At 40.9% G+C, this 18,426-nt stretch carries 21 protein-coding genes and 1 other RNA gene; 18 read left to right on the forward strand and 4 right to left on the reverse strand.

Annotated elements, in window-relative coordinates; translation table 11 throughout:
* Nucleotides 1–171: 171 nt before the first annotated feature.
* From QXE01_01955 to QXE01_01985, 7 genes are all read left to right on the forward strand, one after another.
* Nucleotides 172–405, forward strand: coding sequence for a 30S ribosomal protein S17e (locus QXE01_01955; GenBank protein ID MEM4969998.1), 234 nt, complete (start codon nt 172–174; stop codon nt 403–405).
* Between the two features lie 10 nt (nt 406–415).
* Nucleotides 416–706, forward strand: a complete 291-nt coding sequence (locus tag QXE01_01960) for a MoaD/ThiS family protein (GenBank protein MEM4969999.1) — start codon at nt 416–418, stop codon at nt 704–706.
* The gene (locus QXE01_01965) at nt 699–1,262 is read left to right on the forward strand and encodes a hypothetical protein (protein ID MEM4970000.1); all 564 of its coding nucleotides are present in this window, start codon (nt 699–701) and stop codon (nt 1,260–1,262) included. The genes QXE01_01960 and QXE01_01965 overlap by 8 nt, the downstream gene beginning before the upstream one ends.
* A gap of 62 nt (nt 1,263–1,324) precedes the next feature.
* Nucleotides 1,325–1,504 (forward strand): preprotein translocase subunit Sec61beta, encoded by a 180-nt coding sequence (locus QXE01_01970; GenBank protein MEM4970001.1) that lies wholly within the window; start codon nt 1,325–1,327, stop codon nt 1,502–1,504.
* A gap of 17 nt (nt 1,505–1,521) precedes the next feature.
* A complete protein-coding gene (locus QXE01_01975) occupies nt 1,522–1,953 on the forward strand; it encodes a hypothetical protein (protein ID MEM4970002.1) in 432 nt (143 codons plus the stop codon).
* Nucleotides 1,931–2,542 carry an adenylate kinase family protein gene (locus QXE01_01980; protein MEM4970003.1) on the forward strand — a complete coding sequence of 204 codons (612 nt, stop codon included), beginning with the start codon at nt 1,931–1,933 and terminating at the stop codon, nt 2,540–2,542. The genes QXE01_01975 and QXE01_01980 overlap by 23 nt, the downstream gene beginning before the upstream one ends.
* Before the next feature lie 164 nt (nt 2,543–2,706).
* On the forward strand, nt 2,707–3,063 hold the full coding sequence (locus QXE01_01985) for an MGMT family protein (protein MEM4970004.1): 357 nt from the start codon (nt 2,707–2,709) through the stop codon (nt 3,061–3,063).
* On the opposite strand, the gene QXE01_01990 is transcribed toward QXE01_01985, so the two are convergent.
* Nucleotides 3,056–3,496, reverse strand: a complete 441-nt coding sequence (locus tag QXE01_01990) for a metal-dependent hydrolase (protein ID MEM4970005.1) — start codon at nt 3,494–3,496, stop codon at nt 3,056–3,058. The genes QXE01_01985 and QXE01_01990 overlap by 8 nt on opposite strands.
* Before the next feature lie 144 nt (nt 3,497–3,640).
* Between QXE01_01990 and QXE01_01995 the strand changes: the two genes are divergently transcribed.
* Nucleotides 3,641–4,561 (forward strand): Gfo/Idh/MocA family oxidoreductase, encoded by a 921-nt coding sequence (locus tag QXE01_01995; protein ID MEM4970006.1) that lies wholly within the window; start codon nt 3,641–3,643, stop codon nt 4,559–4,561.
* A gap of 111 nt (nt 4,562–4,672) precedes the next feature.
* Complete coding sequence (gene rpiA / locus QXE01_02000) at nt 4,673–5,368, forward strand: ribose 5-phosphate isomerase A (protein MEM4970007.1); 696 nt, start codon at nt 4,673–4,675, stop codon at nt 5,366–5,368.
* Nucleotides 5,369–5,585: 217 nt separating this feature from the next.
* On the opposite strand, the gene QXE01_02005 is transcribed toward rpiA, so the two are convergent.
* Nucleotides 5,586–5,903, reverse strand: coding sequence for a hypothetical protein (locus QXE01_02005; protein ID MEM4970008.1), 318 nt, complete (start codon nt 5,901–5,903; stop codon nt 5,586–5,588).
* 454 nt (nt 5,904–6,357) lie between these two features.
* Nucleotides 6,358–6,667: signal recognition particle sRNA (gene ffs / locus QXE01_02010), an RNA gene on the reverse strand.
* A 66-nt stretch (nt 6,668–6,733) separates the two neighbouring features.
* On the opposite strand from ffs, the gene QXE01_02015 reads away from it, so the two are divergent.
* From QXE01_02015 to QXE01_02025, 3 genes are read left to right on the forward strand one after another with little or no spacing between them, the layout of a single operon-like run.
* Nucleotides 6,734–7,669 carry a polyprenyl synthetase family protein gene (locus tag QXE01_02015; GenBank protein MEM4970009.1) on the forward strand — a complete coding sequence of 312 codons (936 nt, stop codon included), beginning with the start codon at nt 6,734–6,736 and terminating at the stop codon, nt 7,667–7,669.
* 47 nt (nt 7,670–7,716) lie between these two features.
* Nucleotides 7,717–8,460 (forward strand): KaiC domain-containing protein, encoded by a 744-nt coding sequence (locus QXE01_02020; protein ID MEM4970010.1) that lies wholly within the window; start codon nt 7,717–7,719, stop codon nt 8,458–8,460.
* A gap of 46 nt (nt 8,461–8,506) precedes the next feature.
* Nucleotides 8,507–9,679 carry a hypothetical protein gene (locus QXE01_02025; protein MEM4970011.1) on the forward strand — a complete coding sequence of 391 codons (1,173 nt, stop codon included), beginning with the start codon at nt 8,507–8,509 and terminating at the stop codon, nt 9,677–9,679.
* A gap of 45 nt (nt 9,680–9,724) precedes the next feature.
* On the opposite strand, the gene QXE01_02030 is transcribed toward QXE01_02025, so the two are convergent.
* Nucleotides 9,725–10,381, reverse strand: a complete 657-nt coding sequence (locus tag QXE01_02030) for an ERCC4 domain-containing protein (protein ID MEM4970012.1) — start codon at nt 10,379–10,381, stop codon at nt 9,725–9,727.
* Between the two features lie 326 nt (nt 10,382–10,707).
* On the opposite strand from QXE01_02030, the gene QXE01_02035 reads away from it, so the two are divergent.
* The 6 genes from QXE01_02035 (at nt 10,708) to QXE01_02060 (ending at nt 18,244) form a co-directional block, all read left to right on the forward strand.
* A complete protein-coding gene (locus tag QXE01_02035) occupies nt 10,708–11,160 on the forward strand; it encodes a hypothetical protein (protein MEM4970013.1) in 453 nt (150 codons plus the stop codon).
* Nucleotides 11,161–11,264: 104 nt separating this feature from the next.
* Nucleotides 11,265–12,671 (forward strand): type II/IV secretion system ATPase subunit, encoded by a 1,407-nt coding sequence (locus QXE01_02040; protein ID MEM4970014.1) that lies wholly within the window; start codon nt 11,265–11,267, stop codon nt 12,669–12,671.
* Nucleotides 12,652–14,118: a hypothetical protein gene (locus QXE01_02045; protein MEM4970015.1), complete on the forward strand. Its 1,467-nt coding sequence runs from the start codon at nt 12,652–12,654 to the stop codon at nt 14,116–14,118. The genes QXE01_02040 and QXE01_02045 overlap by 20 nt, the downstream gene beginning before the upstream one ends.
* A 5-nt stretch (nt 14,119–14,123) precedes the next feature.
* Nucleotides 14,124–16,514: a hypothetical protein gene (locus QXE01_02050; GenBank protein MEM4970016.1), complete on the forward strand. Its 2,391-nt coding sequence runs from the start codon at nt 14,124–14,126 to the stop codon at nt 16,512–16,514.
* Nucleotides 16,486–17,076 carry a hypothetical protein gene (locus QXE01_02055; GenBank protein ID MEM4970017.1) on the forward strand — a complete coding sequence of 197 codons (591 nt, stop codon included), beginning with the start codon at nt 16,486–16,488 and terminating at the stop codon, nt 17,074–17,076. Before QXE01_02050 ends, QXE01_02055 begins: the two co-directional genes overlap by 29 nt.
* A complete protein-coding gene (locus tag QXE01_02060) occupies nt 17,054–18,244 on the forward strand; it encodes an ATP-binding protein (protein MEM4970018.1) in 1,191 nt (396 codons plus the stop codon). The genes QXE01_02055 and QXE01_02060 overlap by 23 nt, the downstream gene beginning before the upstream one ends.
* The last annotated feature ends 182 nt before the right edge of the window (nt 18,245–18,426 follow it).

The raw sequence follows: 18,426 nt of genomic DNA on the forward strand, positions 1-18,426 counted from the left end.
CTACCCTCTTTAAGGATTATAACAGGGATCCCCGCTGGCTCTATATACTGGGCTGCCATTTTCTAGCACCACAGATAAAGTCTCAGGGGTTCTATATAAGCTTTTAGCTGTGAAATGATCTAGTCAAACATATATATCCATCGCATACCTCATATTACAGGGAAGGATAAGGTGGGTAAGGTAAGGCCCACACCAATCAAAAGAATATCGAGGGAGCTCCTCGAGAAATACCCAGATCTATTCACTAAGGATTTCCAGAAGAACAAGGAGATCCTAAAAACACTTTTAAGGACACAGAATAAGAAGCTTAGAAACCAGATAGCAGGCTATATAACACATCTTGTGAAAATAAGGGAGAGAATGCAGGAGAGGAAAGTAGAGCCTGTGGAGGAGATCCCAGAATAGATTCGTGAAGGTGGCTCCTCTGAAGATAAGGCTTCTAGGCTCGCTCAAGCTATATGCTGGTAAAGAGGAGATAGAGATGAAGATAGATAGGGAGGTAAGGCTTAGAGATGTGCTGAGGGATCTAGTTAGAAGAGAACCCTCACTCTCAAGAGCAATAGAGGAGGATGGAAGGGTTAAGCCGGGCTATCTAATTTTTATAAACGACGCTGACTACATGGTCTTTGAGGGACTAGAAACGATTGTGAGGGATAGCGATATAATAACTATATTACCTGTAAGCCATGGGGGAGCTAATGTATAGAGATCTCGAGGAGTATTTAAACGAGCTACAAACTATTATAAACAGCTGTAGGATTGAATATTATAGGATCAAAGATAATGTTAGAAATGCAATAGATCTTATCGAGCAGAGAATCCGATGGAAATGTGGTGAAGAAATAGTCTTCCAGATATATGGAGAAGGAATCGCGATAACGGATAGGGTGGCCATCGCATCTCTTATAAGGCTTAGAAGAGCCTATCAGAGGAGAAGGACGGTTGCAAAGAAGATCTCTATTGAATATCTCTTAAGAACACTTGGTACGAGGAAGATCTCGCAGGCTCTAGAGCTTTCCAGGGCCAGAGAGGGGGGAAAGATCCTGGTGGCTGCTATATGTGGGGAATGCAGGATAGATGATCTGGGGTTGCCGATAGAGAGGATATCCATAGAGGAGGATGATCTTGTAATGGGGATGAAGACTTTGATATCGGCTTGTTTAGAAGAGAATATATATGGAAAGATCCATTTAGAAGGGGGGAAAGAAGAGCTTGAGAAGATCATGATAGGCTGTGGCCTGAGATTAGAGCTTGAGACCTAGATCTTTTCCATAGTATCATAGCCTTTATATAGTTCTGAGGGTAGAGATTATGGGGAGAATAGTTGAGTGTAAAGAAGAAGAAAAGGGAGGGCCCAGGACCCGCTACTGCTGCAGGGCTTGTATCCTTCTATAGAGATGTAGAACCTACTATCCAGCTAAAACCCCTACTAGTGATCTTAATATCCTCAGCATTTGTGATAAGCGTCTTTATTCTAAGGCTATTCATAAACCCCTTCTCCTAGCCCTCGGGCTGCCGGCTTTGTCATCACCATATGAAATATTAATCGAGGCTAGGAGGCTAGCTGAGAAGGGCGAGATCCGCAAAGCTCTCCAAATGCTTACCTCCCTAATACCTCCAGGAGAGGACTATGGTGTAGAGCTCGCCTCTAGCCCAACTATATCGTATTACATAGATAGGGGAGGGTTGCTATCCATTAGCAAGAGGGTGGAGGAGGGGATACCATATATGACTTCAACTGCGAGAAGGATTCCATGGGATCTTCTTCCGAGCTGGGTTATAGAGGATCTAGACTTCTGTAGAGTTATAGAAGATATTGTGAGGATCAATATTGAGTGGCTTAGCAAAGAGGGAAGAAGACACCCATATCAAGAAAAAGCTAGAGAGATAGCTAGCATTGATATCAAGGAGCTTTGCAGGGATAGCTTGGGTGGGCTCTCTGAGCAGATGTAGAGCTATAGCGATATCAGGCACACCTGGGGTTGGGAAGACAACCGTTGCAAAGATCCTGGCAGATATTTTAGGAGCAAAGACAATAGACCTCTCCCAACTAGTAATAGAAGAAGGCCTCTATATAGAATATGACTATGAGAGGAATAGCTATATCATAGATGAAGATCGTGTGCAAAAGCGTTTAAAAGAGCTTATATCTCAATGTAATGAAGAGAAAGAAAGTAGATATATAATTATAGAGGGTCATTATGCTGAAATAGTTGATGATCAAGATCTGGAGATCCTCGTAATACTTAGAACAGATCCTAGAGAGCTTTTAAAAAGACTATGTAGTAGAGGCTGGGGGAAGGAGAAAAGTATGGAAAATAGCGAGGCAGAATATCTAGGGATATGCCTTGCTAACGCCCTTAACGAGCATCCACCTGAGAAGATATGTGAGCTAGATGTAACTGGAAAAGAGCCGAGTACTGTGGTAAAGGAGATCCTTGAAATCCTAGAGGGAAAAGCTAGATGTGAGCGTGGTATTGATTGGACAACATCAATAGATCCTGAAGAGCTATATAGGGTAGCACATATATACTGTAACTAGGCAACTAAAGCTAGCAAATACCCTCTAGCCTCTAGCCACATAATCACATTCTATAGATAGCAACTATCTATTCTCATAAAAGATGTTTCTGATAGACCTTTTAATCGCATTAATGGACAGGTAACCATAAGGTGTGAAATATAGATTTTGCTGATATTATTAAGATGGGGAGGGCTATAGAAGAAAGGGATCCACTAGATGCGAGGCAGATCCTCTATACGCTCTTAATGTTGATACCAGTAGGGAGAGTTACAACATATGCCTCACTAGCTAGGGCTATTGGAACTAGTCCGAGAGCTGTTGGAAGGCTTCTCGCTATGAATGATAACCCTGTGATCATACCATGTCATAGGGTTGTGAAAAGCGATGGAAGCCTTGGAGGCTACACACCTGGAGGGCCCATGATAAAGAGGCGTATCTTGGAGCTTGAGGGTGTGAGGTTTAGAGGTGGAAAGGTTGATCCTGAGTGTATAATAGATATAGCTAGTGTCTTAGGGGTTAGCGGGAAGAGATCTAAATGAAATGCCATATCCCAAAGAAGATCAATATTATACCTATCACCGTTCCTAGCACATTCACCAATAGATCCTCAGATCTGCCGAGGACAACTGGAAACCTATAGTATTTCCCTCTGAAGGGATATAGAATGGCTACCCCCCTTTTAGTCATCAAATCCCCTATAATATGGGATATATATCCAAGTGCATAGCTAGCAGCTGGTACCCAACCCATCCCAGCTCTTAAGACTATAATCAGTACCACAATAGAGGTCACAACTAGAGATAATATGTTATGGAGCGCCTTTCTATGCCTAAACCTGGTATCTAGATCCGGTACCACAGATCCTATACCACTTATTATTGTTACGATTGGTAGATAGGATATATGGATGAATGGTGAGAGAATAGAGATTGATAGACCAACTCCAAAGATTATATGTGTATATCTCCTCATCCATATCCATGCCAAGATAATCATAGGCGGTATTTATGTAACATGAGGAGATCCCACCAACAAATTGTAGATCGAAAGGGTTCCCTTATCAATAAATATAAATTCATATTTACTATCAACAAATTAGAATGGTGACACTATGTCTTGAAGCCCAGACTAGGACTTGTTGGTGCTGGTAGATGGGGATCTACAATTGCTGAGAGAATATATAGGGAGGGTGTTGCTGAGATTGCTGCTGTATATGATAAGGATTTAAATAGATCTAGATCTCTTGCCTCAAGAATAGGTGCTACCGCCCTAGATGATCTAGATGGTTTTGAGAAGCAGAGAGATCTCCTGGGGATCATAATTGCAACATCTATAGAAAGTCTTGCAGAGGTCTCTATGAGGATAATTGAGCTGGGATTCAATGTGTTCATAGAAAAGCCAGTTGCAGATAGCCTTGAGAAGGTTAGAGTGCTAAGGCGTGTAGCTGAGAAGAAGGGTGTGATAGCAATGCCTGGCTTCATAGTTAGATTTGATCCTGTTACCATATGGATAAAAAACCACATAGAAACCATGGGGGAAGCTATAGAGGATCTCTATCTATTCAGACTTAGTAGAAGGCCTCCTCAAAATAGGTTAAGCAATATATTACTAGATCTAGCAATCCACGATATAGATTTAGCCAGATACCTATTACTGGAAGAAGATTTAAAACCTGTAAGCTGGTATATACATAGCCTAGATATAGATCAGGGGGTATCGATATATGCAAAACATAGCAGAGGCTATATATACATAGCAGTTGATGGTATATCGAAACAGAAGATAAGGAAGGTAATAGCTGTATCCAGTCAAAGCTATATTGAGGGGGACTATATAAATCGATATATAATCCTCAGAAGAGGTGGTGGGGATAGCCATAAATATGTAGAGGTAAAGGGATCGGAAGCCCTGTTAAATGAGATAAAAGCCTTCATAGAGAGGTGTCAGGGGAAAGATATAGAGATCCCTACATTATTAGATGCTGAAAAAGCTCATGAGATTATCTCCCGTATAATGGGATCGCTACAGAAGAGCTGATCCCTATAACATCTATTTAGAATCCTAGCTGGGGGATAACAATGAAATATAGATATAGATCAAAGCTGTATCTTAATATTAATAATAATAGTTTTTATATATAGGGGCAACATGGATCTTAAATATGGGGCTAGGAGAAGTGTTTCGATCTATGCTGCAGATCTCATTGAACATTGTATAGGATGCACTATAGCTGTTGGAAGCGGATCTACTGTAAAGATCTTCATAGATGAGCTTGTTAAAAGGGGAATTATTACAAGATTTAGATATGTTTCTACAAGCTTCGACACAACTCTATATCTAAGAAAATCTGGAGCTAGAGATATAGAGACTGGGATATGTCCTGGAGATATAGATATCTATATTGATAGTGCTGATGAAATAGATCCGAGGCTAAATCTGCTAAAAGGAGGTGGTGGAGCTCTATTTAGAGAGAAAATAGCTATGCTGAGCTCTAATAGAAGAATCATAATAGCTGATGAAACAAAACTCGTGGATAAGCTTGGCTCGACAAGGGCTGTACCCCTAGAGGTTGAGGTCTATGCGATTAACTATGTTATGAGAGAGATAGAGAGGCTGGGATATAGAGCCAGCTATAGGGAAGCTGAGGGAAAGTTAGGACCTCTGATAAGCGATAATGGGAATATATTGATAGATGTTTACACAGGCCCCATGGAAGATCCCATCTCTATTGATAGGCTTTTGAAAAACATAGAAGGTGTGATTACTACGGGGATTTTTCCGTATATGGGCTATGAGGTGGTGATAGGTAGGCTGAACGGGGCTGTGGAGGTCTTAAAAAGATAGTGGGATTTAAGTGGGCTCCACAGGAAGCAAAGGGGTCATATATTTTCATGGCCTCTGTACCGTTGATACCGTCATAACTTCAGGTAAAGAAGATCTATAAGATCATATGCATACCCAGAGGCCCCATAACTTCTTGTGGAACATGTGGAAATCTTGTTCAATATGCAAGCGTTACCAAAAGTTAGTAACGATCTTATACCTCTCAACATCAATAGATCTACTCAGTATCAAATATTAACCTTGATAACTCTCCAATTATATTTAAAAGCTTATCCCCCTTAGCAGATATCTTATTATATACACATTTCCTTTTACTAGATCTGCAATAGTCGGTATACCTTATTACAAGCCCCAAAGCCTCTAGCTCCTTCAACAACGCATGAGAGTCTCCCCAGCTTCTTAATACGCTTAGAAATTCACGTGTATACAGAGGCCTTTTCTTCAATACTTGAAGAGCCTTCACATACCTATAGATCTTTCTCAGCGTGTCAAGAAATTCGCCCTCCTCAAGTGATAGTAGCTCCTGCTTTTGCATCAAGCGGTCATCATATAAACCTGATATAATTAACATAGGTTATAAGTATTCCTATCCATAACTATAACCCTCCATAGGAAGTAGGGGGGTGACCGCGTTTGTTGGCTTAAAACACAATACCTTCATTGTTAACATAAAGTATTTTAGAGCCTTAGCTAGATCAACAGCCTATATACAATATTTTCCATGGTATATCCTTTCGAAACATGATCTATTATGATTAAGGCTTTATCACTCTCTCAGATCTACAATGATCAAAATTATATGGTTTTCACGCTCTAACCACATGTTTTAGGAAAACATATGTGGGATTTAAGTGGGCTCCACAGGAAGTAATGGGGTTTTCTTTAAATTTAAAGTTAGAGCTAAGCTATAGAATCTAATAGATCGGTTCCATATATTTGATTATCGATTAATATCTTGATATCAATAAGACAGTAAGATCTATGTTACACGGCGGCTCCAGGTCGTGCTATATATAGAGCCGCAGGAGAAGCCCTCCCCCCTACGCTCCCCCCGGTGACCTGTGAACGCTTGCGCCGAGGGTTAGGTTGCTCCCTTCCGGGCCTGGCCTGTTTCCCCTCGTGAAGGCGGTTTAGCCCCCTCCTCCGAGGAGGCCCCCGCCACCGCAAGCCCCACAGGGCGGGTTTCATAGCTGGGGGGAGGATCCTGCGGCTCTATATATAGCACGACCTGGTTACTGGCCCCCGCGTTACGCCCTTTTCGGGTATGGGGGTGGGCGAGGCCCCCGGCCCTACCCGCCATATAGATATACTGTTTCCCTGTTATTAAAAATATTCTACTTATTACCTTGCTATGAGGATCTATAGTTGAGAGTAAGGTATATGGGGTTAGCGGTTGGAATAGATCTTAAGGATCTAATAGAATATATAGAGAGTAGGAAAGCAGTTATAGAGGCTGAGCTTGAGAAGGCTATTAAGGGCTATGAGGGTGAGGTTCTAGAGATAATCAACTATATGTCAAAGGGTGGGAAGAGATTCAGAGGGATCCTCACTATACTGGTATGTGAGACCCTAGGAGGGAGGGTTGATGATGCATTAGATGCTGCGGTTGCAATAGAGCTTGTACATGCAGCATCACTAGCTCTAGATGATATAATAGACTTCGATACAATTAGAAGGGGATCTCTGGCATCTTGGATAAGATATGGTATCTCGAAAACAGTTTTGATCTCGAATATGCTTATACCGAAGGCACAGCTCATGATAGAGAGATATGGATTTGATGCTCTAGTAAAGGTTATAGAAGCATGGCTCCAAGCAACTAGCGGCGAGGTCATGGATGTATTTGGACCAAGCTCAGCGGTAGCAGGATATGAGACACTCGCTAGGCTGAAGACAGGCTCCGTCTTTAAAGCCTCTACATTCCTAGGTGCTAGAGCAGCTAGGGCTGGCAAGAACCTCGAAGATCTATCAACATCTTTCGGCGAGAACCTAGGTATTCTATATCAGATAGCAGACGATCTTGTAGACGTGTTATTAGAAAAAATTGATGAAAGAACACATGGGATAAAAATGTTTATGGAATGGCTAGGGAGTAAGAAGAGGGAGGAGGTTATCGAAAGAGCCCTCTCAAAGATATCTATATATATAAAGAGGCTTGAGACAATGATATCTAGATATCCCAAGAATAGGTATAGGGACTATCTATCAATTATACCTAGATATATGGTGTATAGCATGTTAAAGGAGGCAGGTAGAGAGGGTGAGGAGGTATATAGAAGCATTGTGGAGGCAACCGGCTAGCATATCTCTAGTTAAATACCGTATAGTTAAAGAGCCAAGGGATCCCAATGGTTACTAGGCTATCTACAGGGATACATGATTTAGATCTAATGATTGAGGGAGGGATACCCGAAGGATTCTTTATAGCAATAGTAGGAGAGCCGGGTACTGGGAAAACGGTTCTGAGCATGCACTTCATACACCAGGGCATCCTAGATGGGGATAGATGTATATATGTTACCACAGAGGAGGATAGAGAATCAATTATGGATCAGGCTATGAGATTTGGATGGGAGTGGAAACCCTTCCTAGGGAAAAGGCTCATAGTTATAGATGCTCTGAAGACACAAGAGGATCCATGGTCTCTGCAGGAGATGGAGGTGGAGACATTGATAAACAAGATTATAGAGGCTAAGAAGGCTCTGGGCTATGGAAGAGCTAGGCTTGTAATCGATTCCATATCTGCTTTCTGGCTTGAGAAACCAGCTATGGCTAGAAAATATAGTTATATGATTAAAAAGGCTCTCAGTAGATGGGGCTTCACTACATATCTAGTCTCGCAATACGCGATCACAACAATGTTTGCCTTCGGCTGGGGTGTTGAGCATATAGCAGATGGTATTATAAGGCTTAGAAGAAGGATTTCAAAGGGGGTTTTAAAGAGATACCTCATGGTGGAGAAGATGAGGAATACAAACCATGATAAGAAGATCTATGAGATAGATATTACAGCGAGAGGCCTCACAATCTTAGGGCCTGCCGATCTTGATATAGAGGATGTATCATCACCCAGCTATATATCTGGTAGATAGAGCCTAGAAATATACCGATTATAGATCTATAGAAGGGTAGGATAATATGAAGAAGGCATTGAACACTCTCATTATTCTAGGCTTTATTACAGTAGTAATGAGCATCTACATACATGATCCCATCTTTCTAGGCCAATATACCGATTATATAGCAATATATATTAGAGATCCATCTAAAACTATAACCGGATATCCATATCTGGATTACCCCTTTGAATACACACCTCTAATAGCTCTTCAATGGATGGTTGCATCAAAAATAGCTCTCTATATGCTCTCCCATGGATTCGATCCACTCTCATCTATCACAAGGGCATTCTATATAACCAATACTATCTTCTACGCACTATATATACTCGCTATATATTTCATAGCACAAGAGGCTAATGCGTCCAGGGTATCAAAAGCTTTAGCTATAATCTCTCCATCTATGGTCTACTATCTCTTCTATAACTGGGATATATCTGCATCAGCTTTAATGGCTATAGGTCTTTTTCTGCTATTGAGAGCTAGGTATTATATGGCATCGTTTTTTCTCGGGCTCGCCGCATCTATAAAGATATTCCCTGGAATAGCTATTCTTACATCAGCGATCATCATGTATAGAGAGGGACTAGGCCTTAGAAAAATACTTATAGCCCTGGCTATAGGTGTATCTACAGCGTTAGCACCATATATAATTCTTCTCCTAGTATATGCTCCAGCGTTTTTCTATATAATTAGCTATCACTCTAACTGGTATTGTGAGAACTGCTTCTATGTGCTCTTTACCAGCGATATATTTGATCCACGTTTCAGAATGGTGTCTACCGCGCTTATGATCTCTATACCCCTTCTCTATTCCTTTTATATATTTAAATATAGTTCTATCACAAAGCACCTATCTGTAATGGCCCCCCTGATCTCTACATCTCTCTCGATAAGCTTTTCATATGTATATTCACCCCAGATGAATATCATGATCTCCCCCCTCTACATAGCTCTCAGAGATAAGAAAACCTATTTGCTCCTCCTCCAAGATATTCTTAACACCCTTATCATGATACTATGGTTTCATGAAAGTACTATCTCAGGATCTCTGGGTATTGAGAGTAGGGGTCCCTGGCATAGAGAGAGTCCTATACAATGGATAGCGTTTACCAGGATATTACTGCTATGGATAATAGCGATTCTTATTGCTAGAGAGTTGAAATTAGAGACGCGTTTCAAATCAATATAGCTAGGATCTCATCACTATTTAAGCCGTGATAACGCTTTACTATCACTAGGTATTCTTCTCCTCCCTATATGGGCTTCTAAGAATCCTAACAATTTCCTGAGCCTTCCACTCAGAGATACCCTCGACCCTGCTTAGTTCTGAGGGACTTGCGCTGAAAACAGCCAAAACGCTCCCGAATTTTCTAAGCAGCCTTCTAGCTAGCTTTGGGCCTATATATGGCAAGCTCTGAACTATATATAACTGCCACTCCTCAATACTCTCTAGCTTCGGCTTTTTATGTGCTACAGGATATCTATAAAGGCTACTCTGGCTCTTCTGGGCTAGTGTGTGTATAAAATAGGCGGCTTCCTCATCATCTGAGGAATATACAATGCTAACACCATCTTCTCCTACAAGCCTCGCCAATGATCCATACACCGATTGCCATCTATCAGTATAGAGTCTGATCTCGGAGGGCGAGCCCTGAACTAATATAATGGCTCTCTCATAAACCTCTAAAAGCCTTCTCACCTGATCGAATAGACGACCATCAAATATGCTCCTAACAAGATCGTGGATGTTTTTCCTCTCCACAGCGATTGTATCTGCTACCACATAGTCTCCAACATCTAGCATCTTATATACAATATAATCTCCTAATCTACTCAGTATCTGGGGTATCCCTGACATCCTTTCCCTCTCATCAACAATTATCTTTGGCATTGTCCCCATGTAATATTATAGAATATTACTAGGCTATATTAGGCATCCTGACTTTTATAAATGGAAGAAGCTATCTATGGGAATATCTATTGATACTTCTAGCTATATTGAGGGCCTCTGACATTAATTAATAGATCGATCTAGCTGAGATATAGCTTAGGCCCAGAATTTTATATAGATCAATTTTTATATTCTTGTAATAGAATTTTCCGTCTTTATCAATAATTAAGCAGAGATATTAATTACTGATGATATTAAGCTAACGAGAAATATTTTCACTAACCTCTGAGGGTTTTTAAATATGAAGTATTTTTATGGAGATGAACATGGGTATCGGGAAAAGGTATATAAAGGGTTTGAGCGAGCTGGTAGTGATCATGATAGCTGTTGCGATAGCGATTCCAGTGATGTTTCTCCTCCAGGCATGGTTAACAGGACAGATAGCCAAGATGCCTGAGCTGGAGTCTGTAGCAGCTACCTATAATGCTAAACTCATTAATACGAATACTATATTGGTAAGTATTACTGTTACTAACAATGGTAATGATCCTATAAGTGTTGATAGCATCTTAGCCGTGTATACCACGAGCAACGGATCTATAAAGCCGCTAAACACAACCACAACGCTATCTGGAAATCTGCCAATAACTATAGATCCCAAGTCAAGTAAAACCATCATAATAAATATTGATGGAGCCTCGAATGTCGATAGCATAGTTGTGGCTGTAAGATCGCTAACTACAAATGCTCAGAAAATGATAAAGGCAACAGGAATTTGATGGTGATCTAGTTGCTTAGATTTTACACAAAAAACCTTTTTTCTAGATCTAAAAGCATTGAATCGATTCTAAGAAGGAGACTCATAGGAAGCAAGGGATCCATTATGGCTAAGAGGGTTAGCACAACAGATGAGGAGAATATAAGCACTATTACCATAAATCAGGATAAAACGAATTCAGAGTTTGGAGAGATCCTATTTGAATATAGCGTGGGGCCATATAAAATCTCTGTCATGAGCCTAGATGGAGAGTATATATATCTTTCTGAGCTGGTTCCTAAGCCCTCTAAAGAGTTATTAACTATTATAGAGGGGGCGGCGCGGGAGCTAATTAGATATGTTCCTGAAGATCAGGATCTGGATGACTATTATATAGCAGAAGTACTTAAGAGGATCTATAGTATTCCGCACGACTATATAGATCTCTCTATCTACCTAGTTAAGGAGAAGCTTAGATATGGTAAAATCCAGGTTCTTCTAGACGACCCCTATGTAGAGGATATAAGTGTAAGCGGTCCAGGCCCTGTTTGGATCAGGCATAGGAGTATAGTTGAGATAAACCCTAATGTAGATATGATTAGAACAAATATAGTGCTTAGCATGGATGACGTGCTCTCTCTACAAAGATATATATCTACTAGATGTGGTGTATATCTATCTAGATCGAATCCAATAGTGGATACACAGCTTCCAAACTCCGACGGCGGGCACAGGGTTCATATGGTTGATATCATAGTAGCCGGTGAAAGGCCAGAGATATCTATTAGGAAGAAGCTGAGGGAAAGGGTAACAATTGAATGGCTAATCGAGAGGGGATCTATCCCGAGGGCTGTAGCAGAGTATCTAAAGCTTGTGGTTTGGAGTAGAGGCTCCATCGTAATTGCAGGGCCCCCTTCTAGTGGTAAGACCACGCTTTTAAAGGCAATACTATATAGCTTTGTACCTCCAACCTGGAAGGTAATTATTATAGAGGATACCCCAGAGATAGAGATACTTGAGAACAGCCCCTGGATAAGATATTCCACATATGATCTCGGATCTCTTCACATAGATCAATTTCTTCTCGCAAAGGCAGCACTTAGATCATCTGCTAACAAGATCCTAGTCATAGGTGAGACTAGAGGAGCTGAAGCACAGGTTCTCTCACAGGCCCTTAATATGGGTATGGGTGCAATAACAACATTCCACGGCGGATCCTCGGAAGAGGTTATTACAAGACTTATGTCCCCACCAATAAGTCTCTCAAAACACCAGATCAGCAGTATATGGACAATAGTTGTAATGAGCTCTGAATGCCAGGAGATCCGTAAAACATCGAGATGCGTGCGTAGCGTAGATGAGATAATACCTATAGGAGATGATATTAAGATTAAGAACCTATACTCTCTAGGGATAGGAGAGCCGAACACTGGAGAGCTTATATTGAATAGCTCTAGACTACCCACCTATGTAAAGGAGAAGGCGGCGATAGCTGTAGCTGAGAAGGGGGGTAATGGTGGGGCTTCTAGCTGATATAAGAAGAAGATATATAGATCTTGTTTCGCTCTCGATTTCCAGCTATAGAGACTATATATCGCTTGGGGCTGAGGCTAGATTAGCTCTAATCGGATCTTTAGCTTCTATAGTATCATCGATCTTAATTATAATCTTTATAGAGATACACTATAAGTTTGAACTATCCTTTCTAATAGCTGTGGTTGGAACACTGTTATCTAGTTATAAGGTAATAGAGAGGATCTCAAAATCTCTTGAGAGGAGAAAGGGGCTTGTGGAAGAGCTTCCCTATCTAATGTTCATGGCATCTGTCACAGCCAAGACGGGTATGGAATTAATAGAAGCGTTAACATTTATAGCTACTAACGATAGCAAAGGGAGGGTTTTTAGATATTTCTCAGGTATATCGAAGAGACTGGTTAACATATCTAAATATATAAGCATCTATGATGCCTTAGAAAATATATCGGGTATACCAAGAGCTGTTAAGAGGGTATTTCTTAGCTATATAGCTAGCATCGCCCAAGGTATAGGTGTCGAGGCCTTAAGATCTATGGGGGCGGAGATGATCAGGGAGTCATCGAAGCAGATCTCTAGAATAATAGATCTTTCCGCCCAGGGAGGGCTACTAGCTGTGATGATTATGACAACAGCTCCTATGCTGATCCTAGGTATTTCCCCAATAGTTGGAGGCTATATAGCACTTTCAGCGGCTATCATGATTACTATTGCGACACCACTTATATTGATAGCTATACCTCCAACGCCATACCCATTTAGGCAGATCCCCGTATTATCGCCTAAACTATATTCAATACTTAGGGCACTATCTATTTCAACCCTTATTGGGCTCTACATAAGTCTGTATATACAGATGCTTATACAACCAGTTAATTTACCATCTAGAGAACCCATTATGAGCTTGATCTATATTTTCTCCTTATTACTAATAGTTCTAGGCCTTATCTTCACAGCTATTTATATCTTCTATATTAGAAATATGAGATCGATTAGAGATCTCTTAGAGGCGGCTGGTAGCTATGTTAGAGTATATAGAACCCTAGCAGGTTTCGATATAGATAGATATCTTAGTGGTATAAAGCTATCGGTTCCATGGATACTAAGCTATATAGCGCTTTCAGTTAGATTTCTAATGGAAAGGGGAGAGATAGATCCATACGTATTTAGTAGATTTTCAGATGAGATAGGGGATATTCTTTCGAAGAGTGTTAATAAGCTCTTCACATCTTCGATCCCTCTAGCATCCTCGCTTCTGCAACCAATATTTCTCTCCCAGATTATCTTAATGATGCATGTTGGAGAGCTATATACATTCATATTATCAGCTGTATCCATACTTGCAGCATCACTTATATCCTCTAAGGTGTTCTTCGGCGAGATCTATAATACTCTTATCCCTGGGATATCGATGATCCTTCTCTCACTGCTTATGCCTTTGAGGTGACGAATATGATCCAAAGGATTGGAAAGACCTATAAAGTGGAAGAAGTGAGGAGGATAGAGGTACCGCAGCTTCTAGCCAGCTATGGTCTTACGCTAAAGCCCTCTAGAATTAACCTGGAAGCGATATTTGTTGAGGTTCAAAGCAATATAGATATTATAGTGAGGCCCTCGATCGGGATTAAAACTAGCTCTATAAAGCCATGGATCTTCTATGTTGAGTCAGATGTTCCCAGGCTCTGTATAGATTCAGCATGTTATAATCTAGAGAATAGGCTCAAGATCGCTCCGCTTAGCGAGAATACCTTTATAGCCTCCTCTGGGAAAAAGGGCTATCTGATCGAGGTACTGGGGGAGGGGTTGAGTGTGAGAAATATAGATGTTGGGGGGATTATAGGTTATGCACCATTCACAGATAGGATAGTGCTTCTCATATCATCGAGAGGGCTTAGGAGGAAGGTGATGGCAGTTGATCAGGGATACACCTATAGTATTGATTCTTATTGTATTGAGAGGGTGGAGGGGCATTCACTAGTAGCTTATGAGTCTGAGGGATACACAAGGATCTACTTTGGAGTAGACTATGGTGGCTACTCCTTCTACGATATCAAGGGATCTCCAAGTATATGTAGCATAGGTCATCGTGTTGCAAGCATAGGAATCAATGGGAAGGGCTCTATATACATTGGTAGAGGCCTCTATCTAGAAACCCCTCTAAACTCAAAGGCCATTGCATGGATACCCGAGAAGAGAGAGCTTCTCCTATATGATGAGAAAAGTGGATGGCTCATAGAGAGTGACTTAAAGAGTTTTAAACCTATAGCTAGGCTGCCGGAGAAACCTATATATATTGGCTCTACTAAAGACTCCCATATAGTATCTGTATCAGGCAATATTCTAGCTATAAAGGATTCTATTCTAGTTAGACCCGATCTACATGGGCGGATGATTAGAGCTGTTTCAGCAAGCCATAAGGGTATTGTTATCGACACCGGTAATAATACGTTGATCGCATCTATAGATGGGAGGGTTCTAAAAGAACTGAAGAAGAGAGAGGATATAACCTGTTGGGGCTTTACGGATAAGCTTCTCTGTATATCAGGTTACTTCATAGGTATTATAGATCCTGATAAGGAGGAAGAGATCATTGTAGGTGAGCTTGAACAAGAACCTGGGATCTATGTAAAGGGATCTAAAGCGATCCTAGATATAAGTTTAGAGGGGCCAATAGATATTCTAGATAGTATTAGAGATGGAGATAGGTATATTGCTAAGATAGCATCGAAGACGCTTACAGGTGAAGTAGAGGTTAAGATGGTGCTTAAAAACCTATTGGAAGATCATGTGTTAAATGCTAAGCTACATATACCGCTACCTGAGATCGAGGTAGTAGAGGCTGAAATGATCACAACACCAAGTGGGATTTTTATGAAGTGTAATAGCCCTGGTTATGTAAAGGCTATTATCAATATGAGAGGAAAAGAGGGATTCCACGAACTCTATAAATATGTTGCAAGGGTGAAGACTGGAGAAAAGGTTATTGGTAAGAAGAGCTTCATATATATAGGAAATGCAGAGCCGATTAAACTAGAAATATGTATAGATGCAGGAGTTGAAGAAGCGGAGCTCGAGATAGTAGGTTTTAGAGAGGTAGAGGGAGAGGCATTCTATAGATCAACTGTTAGGGGCAGATCTATAGATATGATACCAAAGCTGGAGATAATACATAGAGAAGGATTTAGCAGAATATATCTAAAGATAAACACAATCGGAGATCTCAAGGTAGATAGAGCTACGTTGAGACTCTCCTGCCTAAACACCGTCTTTGAAAAGAGCGTTGAGGGGGAGGATGAAATAGTTATGAATATCGCTGGATGCGAAGCACCCGCCTCAATATCTATAATCGCTGAGGCTGGGGGATTTATATGGCGATTCTCAAGAAATATCACTCTTAAGGAGTTAGAGATATGCTTAAACAAATATATGAGTCAGGGCACACTAGATAGGGTGAGATGTTCTGAGGGAGGGTTCTACAAATATGTTGATGGTATATCCTATGAGGATAGATCCCCTATAAGAAGTATGGATATATTTTATGGAAGAGGATGCACCCTTATACTAGATACTACTAAGGATGCTAGCTACATCGTTACAAGCATCGTGGGAGGGCTATATAGATATGGCTCTCTAAAGTCTGGGATAAACCGCATTGATCTCGATAGATGTTGCGTAGATATGCCTCTCCGCCTATGTATATATGATGGGGCTTCATATAGAGAATACCTGATCAATCCCCCACCTGTGGAGAAGCTGGTTAAACATGCATATGTAACATCATATAAGCTCTATAATATTCTGGAGAGGATAGTCAATGAATATCAAGAAGATCTTGGGGATTAGGGATGATATTGCAAAGATCCTATATGGATCGTCAGATCTAAGGCTAGTTAAGGGGAGAATCGTTAGCTGTTGGAATAAGGGGTGTGTGGCAAAGGGCTTTCTAATTGTAAGAGATTTTATCGATATGCCAGAGGATCTCAGTGAAAGAGATCTAAGGAAAATACTGAATTCATATGTAAGGACACTTGCAGAGAACGCCCCAATAGATCTAAGGGTTATAGTGCTTCCAACAAGATCAGATGAGGTTATAGCTAGGATAGAAAAGGCTATACAGGTGAAGCAGATCATATTAGAATCTGATCCTTCAAATGAAAAGCTAAGAACCGAGATCGAGAGGCTCAAAAGGATAAAGAAGAGGATATTAGATGGGGAGATGCCCTTCTCGATCAACATGATCTTCGGTGTAACAGCTTTAGGAACCACAGAGGAGGAGGCAATTGAGAAGCTATCTCGCAAAATGGAGATCCTGAAGGAGGAGCTCAGAGGGTTGGGTATATATGTAGAGGATCTCAGAGGCCTAGGGGCTATAGCATTTATTAATGAGTTTTTTCGCAGAGCCTAGAGGACTCCTTCTAAAAATCATTAGCAAGATAGTTAGCAGACCTTTCCTAGCATCATCTATCCACTCTATATACTTCTCCCCCTTCCTAAGAACATCTCTCCATTCAAGGGGGATCCATAAAAGCGGGATTCTAATAGGTAGAATAATAAATAGTGGGAGAAACATCTTTTGGAACCCCAACAACTCTATGAGCCCTCACGTAATAGTTGTGGGGCCAACAGGTTCCGGTAAGACGGAGACCTTGATAAGCATCGCTACAAAGATGCACTCTATTTTCTCAACAACCATTCTCGCTATAGATGTGAAGGGGGATATAGAGGCTAGGCTATTGAAGAGGGGATATCCATTTAGATCTATAGATATACCTAAAACCCCCCTAGGATCTCTCTACCCATTCTACATAGATCCAAATGCTAGGGCTGGTCAGGTTTTCGATGCTATAATCAGCTCCTTCGATGTTAATGATATAAAGATGCAGGCAGCTATATACAAAGCGATTAGAGGGGCTTATGAGAAAACTCCAACGCCTAGCTGGCAGAATGTGCTCTTTGAACTCTCTCAGGAGGATGAGCATGTTAGGATACTAGTATCGAGGATTGTGGATGAGATCTCCTATCTAGATGGTGGAAGACAGCAGGCTGGACATTATGAGATTGTTGAGGGAGAGGTAAATATTATATCGCTCTCGAGGATCTCTAAGGAGAAAGAGGAGATGCTAAGCTATGCAATGAACATGATTTTTCAAGATATGCTTAACTATATGTCCTCTAAGCATGTAGATCCTAGATATGTTGGGGGAGCGATAGTAATAGATGAGGCATGGATCCTCACTAGGAAGGGGAAGAGCCCGGCTAGACTATTAAACCTAGTAAAGCTATCCAGGGGATATGGGCTAGCCGTTCTTCTAGCCACACAGAGTTTCAGAGATTTTGGGGATGAATGGGATAGGATTTTAGAGAACTCAGGTCTCTTGATAGCGCTTAGCAATCCAAGTAAAAGGTTCTGGAGCGATGCGTCTAAATTCCTGAAAATAGATAGAGAAGCTATAGAAGAGCTCATGGTTATAATGAGAAGGGGTGATGCCCTTATAAGAATCCTCCCAGATCCCAGGCCCCTACCCGTTTCCCTCGAGATAGAAGCTATAGAAGATCTTATGGTGGTGAGGTGAAGCCAGATTCTGGGGCAAAAGTTAATTAAGATCATTCCATGTATTGCGATAAATAGGTCTCTCCACAATCGATCTTCTTATATCTTGTCTTAAGCCAAATATAGATCATGGAGATCTCTAGGGTAGAACCTTATAAGAGATTGTGATAGAAGCAATACAAGATAAGATCGTAAAATCTCCTA

It is taken from the genome of Sulfolobales archaeon (assembly GCA_038897115.1).
GTDB lineage: Archaea > Thermoproteota > Thermoprotei_A > Sulfolobales > AG1 > AG1.